The following is a 1,579-nucleotide window of genomic DNA, read 5'->3' on the forward strand; positions in this document are numbered from 1 at the left end:
TAAATAAGTTAACGTGGAGTGGAGAAATAACGCGTTGAAGCAGCGTGCACCGCGCGGAGGGGTGTCAGGGCATCGTCTTATACACAAGTCGCTGCGTTGCCCCCAGCGCGTAGCGCCTGCAAGGTTTTGGCCGCGACATGAACTTCCTTGAGGCCGTTCCAGATGGCTTTCGCGCCGGGTTCGCCGTCGCCTTTGCGAGCGAGGAAGCCGCCCAGTCGTGCGATCAGGCGCAGCACCTCGTTGAGCTTGGGCCTGACCGGCTGTTTGACCTCGGTCAGCAAATAAGCGCCGCGAATCTCGTCGGCATCGAAGAACAATTCGGCATCCAAGTCGGGGCAGGTGCGGCCCATGCGCATCAGGTAGGCGATGCGCCACGCCACCACCAGATACAGGGCCAAGGCGCGCTCAAGCCGCTCGATTGCACCCAGTTGCAGTGCTTCTATGCGGCAGCCGTTCTTCAGCACGTTGAACAGCATCTCGATTTCCCAGCGCGCCCGATACCAGTCGATCAGTTCGATCGCCTCTTGCAATGTGCTCGCCTCGCGGTTGCTCAGCAGGCGCCATTCGATCGGCTTGACGCCAGCCGGCGCGTCGAACTCGCGCGCCACCAGGCACGTGGCTGCCACGCTTTGACCATCGCCAGTCGGCAGCTCGACACGCCGCAGCCACACGTGCTGACGCACTTTGCGCGCGCGCACGCCGTGACGCGAGCCCATCGTGAAGGCGATCTCGCCAAGCGCCTCACCGTCGCTTGCATGCGCCCACAGCTTCGCCCCCTCGGGCAGCGCGCGATCATGCGTCGAGCGAATCAGCCAGTCCGCTGGCGTGCCCAGTTCTTGCGCACGCGCCATCAGCGTGATCATGTCCGCCTCGCGGTCGGCCACGTACACCAGACGCGTGTGCGGCAGGCCCGGCGCCGTTTCCGCGACCCGCTCGTAACCCTCGATCCAGCGCTGGCTTTCCTTCAAGCCACCGCGCTTGCCTTGGGCATCCTTGGGCTCGCGCGCCCACATCCACGCATCGAGCACTCCCAACGGCACGCGCTCGGGTGTCACAGCGTAGGTCGGGTGCAGATACATACCGCGCTGCGCTTCGTAGGACAGCGGCCCGAGCCCGGCTGCGTGCCGACCGTTAAAGTCCAGTTCCGTGGTGTCTTGCAGGCACAGCACAACCGGGTGGGCCGCCATGCGTTGCCCGGTTTGCTGCCAATGCGGCTCCAGAATCTCGCGCCAATCCACCTCGTCGTTGTCGAAGAAGCGGTACGCCGCCATGGTCTCGCTCCAGCTTCGGCACGCTTGCGGTACGCCAGCCTTAGGCTTGGCTGCCAGTCGTTGCATCAAGATTCTCGCTCGCTTGTTCAGGCGCGTATCGCCAAGGTCGAGGTGGGCGAATTCGGTCTGCGTCCAGCAGGTCGTGTCCAGGGCCAAGGTTCTCACGCAAAAAGCGAGAGTAAACGCGAGCCGCTCGGAGTTTACAAGCCCCGAACTGCCTCATTGAGCAATGACGCGGCTCCCAATGCAGGCCGCGGTGGCGCGGACTTGTGTATAAGACGATGGTGTTAACCAGCGTCACCCGATGG

At 63.6% G+C, this 1,579-nt stretch carries 1 protein-coding gene; it reads right to left on the bottom strand.

Annotated elements, in window-relative coordinates; all coding sequences use genetic code 11:
- Positions 1-77 precede the first annotated feature (77 nt).
- Positions 78-1,421, bottom strand: a complete 1,344-nt coding sequence (locus ACE3SS_RS15750; RefSeq protein WP_374595570.1) for an IS4 family transposase — start codon at positions 1,419-1,421, stop codon at positions 78-80.
- Between the last annotated feature and the right edge of the window lie 158 nt (positions 1,422-1,579).

Origin of the sequence: Aquabacterium sp., assembly GCF_041915145.1 — a bacterium.
Classification (GTDB): domain Bacteria; phylum Pseudomonadota; class Gammaproteobacteria; order Burkholderiales; family Burkholderiaceae_C; genus Aquabacterium.